Below are 5,634 nucleotides of genomic sequence, written 5' to 3' on the forward strand. Positions count from 1 at the left end.
AACCATCAGTCCACTCGGTATTAAAATAAATTCTTGCATCACCCGTTGCATTGTAAACCGTTTCTATAGTAGGGATCATATTGTCTCGGGATTTATAAACTTCAGCGGTTCGTCCTACACTCAAGATTTGATATTGCCCCTTTCCCAAAGCAGGCATTGCATTAGCAGAGGGTGCATTAAATATAATAGAGCTATTATTAAGATTCAGTACTGAAACAGTAGAAAGTGCTCGTTGTTTAAGATCGCTGAGATCGAAATTAAAAGTACTAAAATCAGTATCTACATCCTCTTGACTGATTTTTAAGTGCCATTTGCTGTTGTTAATCAGAGAAAGAGTCGTTGTATTTACCTTTAGGGTTCTCGCTCTTCCTTCTAGAATTGAATTGTTCGCGGTCAATGTAAGAGAGACAGGAAGCCTATCATCGTCATAATATTTACGTTTGGTTTTATTTCTCAATAAGACATCAGCCCGAATTTCTGAATCTTTAAGAGAAATCTCAGCAACAGATTTCGATCCATAAGGTCCTCGAATACCGACCCCATCTCTCACAAGAAGTTTGCTTTTGGTAAGGTTAATTTTATTGATGACACTTTCACCCTCTTTTACGTTATTTTTTGGGGTTTCGTAAAGAAGGATGCCACCAGCACCAGCTTTTTGGACGGTTATGGTCGAATCTTCAATATCAATTATACCGTTTTTCGTTTCTAAACCCTTGTATATTGAATTTGCATCAATTCCTTTAGCGTGAATGTGCCCACCTTTTGATACGGAAAAAGCAGCTAATTCTGTGTGTATTGTGGAGTTTATAATTGTAGCAATCGCTTTCTCTGTTGCAGAGACTCCAGTTTCCTTATTGCGGATAAAAACATTATTAAGAGTCTTTTCTTTTCCTCCATCAAGCTTAAATTCATTAATAATTTCAGGAGGTTGTGTATTTGCATAAGTTGAACCGAAAAGAGAAAAAATGAAAGTTCCAGCAATTGTACATAACAAAAGATTTTTCTTATAAATAGATTTCTTACACATAGATATGCCTTTAGTATTGGTATGTCTTTGATGCTTACTTCATTCCCCTGATGGCGCAAGTACTGAGGGGTTTTTATATCATTATGTTTTTCATGTAAAGAACAAAACGAAACATTGCAATAATGCTCTTTTTAGAGTTTGAAAATTGCTGTGAGAAACTTTTTAAAGTGATTGTGTCGCTCAACGAATATGGATTGTAGAAAAGTTTGCTTGATAAGTCTGTGTTTCATAAACGCTATAGAACGGGAGATTTTGCAAGAATGTTTGTTGCTTAAAGCTTATTACTATGGAAGTTCTACAAAGTTTTTAGAGAAAATCGATGATTGCGCTTGTAAAAAAATCTTTGAATAGCTTTTCTTGTCTATAAAATTTGCACCTATTGGCACATAAAGAAAAATAACGATGCATTGTGTATTTGACAATATAAATACAAAAGCTAAAATATCTTACATTTTTATAAGTATAGTTGCATATATCCGATTTTATAAAACAGCGGGGCTTTCAGAAGATACAAAAGAAGTGAAGAGCACGGCAGAGAGATCTAAAACTTTACAAGGAGAAGCGAAAAAGATTGTTGGTAGAGTGTTGAGAAAGCTGATCGAGCGCAAAAAGATGTGCCAGAAAGGTTATAGAATAGCGAATGTAATCAAGGTACTAGCAGATTAGGCATTACAAGCCAAGAGACAAGTGGTTCGTGAAGGCAGTGAAATCACAAAGGGTTTGGCAGAAAAAAAGCAGAAGAGGCAAAAAACATCGTAATTAACCCTGAGAATTAACTCTGAGAGAAGCTAAAGAGACGAAAGCAACAGCAATAACTGCATCAATAATAGCCAATGATGCGAAGGGGGTATTTTTTGAGAGTTTCGCATTTTATTTGGAAATAAAGGATTTTATCATATTTGATTTGAGTGAGATAAATTTCTCTCAAAGAGAAAGAACAATACCCAGCTTTACTATCTCCTTTTAACTTAGCTTTACAAGTTCTCATAATATACACGGCGATATCTTTTAAATTAATGAAGATGATGTATTGTCTAATGCTTTGTTTTTATTGCATTCTTTATAGGTAATGCCTTTCATGTAAAATAAAATTATATTGTATGTTCACAAGTTTGTTTTCAGGAAACATTTCTTAATACACCCAAGTTCTTTTCGTGCTGGCACTTATGAATGGAATAATGGTAACTCTATTGAGTGTTGCCATTTTTGTGCTTATGAAGATGCAAGCCGATACAATTATATATTTTGCTTGTTCCTAATATTGCTACAAACTTTAGTACTTTGGTTGGTTTATAAGAGGTACTTTTCATCTTTTTTTACACAGTTTTGTTTACACGCTACTTCCGTTTATAATGTGCAAGCCGATGGTTTTGATCAATTCAATATAAGCAGAGTTGAAATAAGGCAACCTTACGGTATTTGGTGATTTTCATTCAATATGCAAAACAATGAATTAATATCATAAATCAATATATTGTCTATGTATAGAAGGAATAGTTTGGCTAGTGTTATCATGAAATGTTGTAGTAAGCCAAAAAGGCAACACGTTGTGCTGCCTTTTTTAATGAAGTGTACAGAATAACAATACACCTGTTGTTAAAGTTTTTCCTTAAAATTGATAGCGTATTCCGCCTGAAAAGTTTGCTCCAGATATACCGGTTTTTTCAAGCTTTTGTTGATAGCTGACATCACCATGAAGTGAAACGTTTTGAGACAATTGTGCGCTAATGCCAAGCCCACCTTCAAGGAAAGAACCCATAGGATCAAGTTTATAATCTTTATCAATATAGATTGCTTGATCATCACCAAAGGTTTTGATGGCATTTACTTTTCCATAGAAGGAAAAAGAACGTCCGTTTTCAGAAGTAACAACGGTTTTGGTCAAACGTCCACCAATACGGATCATCCATTGATGAGGATTGTTCATATCAACTTTAAAGCCGTCAGCATCTGAAATTGTATCAAACATCAAATGTTGATAGGCAAATTGTGCTTGAGGTTCGAATATTATGCCTTCCATTCCGGTGGCAAATTGTTTGCCAACAGTTGTGGAGATTGTGAACATCTTGGCATTTTTCAATTTTGCGGTTTTGCCAATGAGAGCATTGGCGATTTCTCCTTTTAGGATGCCATAGGATAACAGTGTATCAAGATAGAAACCATTGTCATGTTGTAGGGTGCCATAGGCTGTGAGTGACCACTTATCAATGGTGCTCTTGGCTGCGTCTTTCATATCCTTTGGAGTGAAAGAGAGTTGTCCATAGGTTCCGACAAGACCGAAATGTGTTGTGGTATTGTGTCCTTCTATTGCGGTGAAGTTGACACCTCCTTGAAGAGCGGCATAGCGAAGATCAGCTCCATACCCATATTTAAGAGGTCCCCGCGCAGATGATAATGTTCCTGTGCTTCCATAGGTGTATAAGAAGAAGCTGTTCTGTTTTCCTTGTTGTTTTCTCAACACAGATGTTCTGAGATTAGCTAACAATGCGCTTTGCTCAGACATATCGGTCAATCCACTATAAAAGAGAGCATTTGGCATAACCAAATAGCTTGCCATTTGTGGAACAAGCGCTTCTATTTTTGAATGAGGAAGTAATGCTTTATGTAAGCGAAAATCCCAGAAATTTTCATTCTTTTCATCAAAAAGATTTTGGTCAATATTCGCTTGGCCATAGCTTGATTCTGGTCCGTAACTTGTTAGCGTATATTTATAAGGTAAACCACCTATTGTGGTATAGCCATGGGCTAGTTTGAAGGAATTTTCATCAGCTTTTCCAGAAACTTGGATCAGTGAGATACCCCCTATGTTGGAAGGATCGGAAGCATTTACAACACTCTCTTTATCTCCCGAATTTCTTTGGATGTAAACTGTTGTGGATCCATTGACATCGCCGTGAATGAGAAGATGATCGGTTTTTTGCTCTGCGATTGGCGTGCCATCAGTCCATTTTGTATTGAAATAAATTTTTGCATCACCTGTTGCATTATAAACTGCTGAGGTATTTGGTTTTCCAGAACCTATATGCAATGTGTGGTAATGATCTTCTGTTGGCTCTTTAAAAATAACAGAGCTGTCATTGAGATCGAGAACAGAAATATCAGAACGTGATCTTTGAGTGATATCAAGCAAATTGCCCTCAGCATCTTTTTCTTGTGTGCTGTTTTTTAAGAACCATTGTGTCCCGTTTGTCAGGTTAAAGTGTACGTTTCTTTCTTGTGCAATGTTTGCTCTGCCTTCTAAAGTGGAATGATCTGCATTTAATGTGAAGCTGCCGTTGGGTATTTCTTTAAATTTTCCATCATTCCAGATATTTTTATCTTCCCAAGAAATTTTGTCCCCAAAAACACCATCATCTAATAAAATATCCGCATGGATTTCTGAATTATTAAGATTAACTGTACCGATTGATAGAGTAGGAATATTTTCAATGCTTTTTGCGACGAAAGCTCCAACAAGAATTCCAGTGCCATTATCAACGTGAATATCGCTATTGGTCAGATTAATTTCGCTATTTCCATATAAATCATCTAATTCATTTGTATTGGTTTTCGATAAAGCCATCAGTTGCATACCTATGCTACCTGCTTTTAAATCAGTATTTGTTAGGTCAATCTTTCCTCTAGCTGCTGCGGATAGTGCAACTTTTTTGACGTCTATTTCATTTTCAGCACCATTCTTCATGATAATTGAGGCACCATTGCCTGCTGCAAGACCAAGATCAAAATTTTTAATGGTTGTGTTACCATTTAATTCAATTTTGCTCTCAGGCTCGTAAGAGCCTACAGCAATGGTCATTTTTTCGCTCTCGCCACCGATTATTGTTAGATCTCCACTGGTGATCTTGCTTCCACCATCTGCATAAAGACCTTCATCAACATTTTGAATTGTTGTTTTGCCTGTTAAGTTAATTTCACTTCCAGCATCTTCTGTCGTTAGACCAGAGCGTTCTGTGTCGGGATCCGAATTGATAGCTTTTCCACCGGTGATATTTAAATTTTCACCGGTAATTTTACCACCATCAGCTGCTCTAAGACCGTCTAAAGTATTGTTGATTGTTGTATTGCCATGCAATTGAATTGTGCTCTCACCAAGCGCAAGTGCGCCGGTTCCTATGCCATTTGTTGTGAGCGTAACATCCGTGGCATCGATAGCCCCTTTGTTTTTTGCAATCAATGCAGAAGAATGTTCATTTTTCGTTGTTGCACTTCCTCCTATCATTATAATTTTTGAATCCGGACCGTCTGCATAGACACCACTTTCACCATATGATGTGACCGTAGCGTTGTTTAAAGTAATGGAACTTCCTTGTTTTGCATATATTCCATCTTCTTCGCCCTCGAATGATCCTCCAGAGACTGTTACTGTAGAGTGATCATCTGCGATTATGGCGATTTCTGCTTGTTTTACGGTGACATTTGTTAAAGCGACTGTACTTTTATCTGCATATACTCCTCCGTCTAGTAGTGTACCGTCTTTATTACTTGATATTGTCACACCATCTAGACTGTTTTCTTTTCTATTACTGTTCTCGAAGCTAGCACCAATGTTTGAAGCTTTAATGGTTCCGCCTGTCATGCTGATTGCACCATTGTTTTTTGCCCAGACT

At 36.8% G+C, this 5,634-nt stretch carries 1 protein-coding gene and 1 pseudogene; both read right to left on the minus strand.

All coding sequences use genetic code 11. The annotated features are described in order from the left end of the window. A pseudogene (locus BN202_RS07915) lies at nt 1–1,027 on the minus strand (hypothetical protein); the annotation flags it as partial. A 1,609-nt stretch (nt 1,028–2,636) separates the two neighbouring features. Then, nucleotides 2,637–5,634, minus strand: a 2,998-nt coding sequence (locus BN202_RS07925; protein ID WP_034987949.1) for an autotransporter family protein, incomplete at its 5' end; no start/stop codon positions are given.

Source organism: Bartonella florencae, from assembly GCF_000312525.1.
GTDB classification, from domain to species: domain Bacteria; phylum Pseudomonadota; class Alphaproteobacteria; order Rhizobiales; family Rhizobiaceae; genus Bartonella; species Bartonella florencae.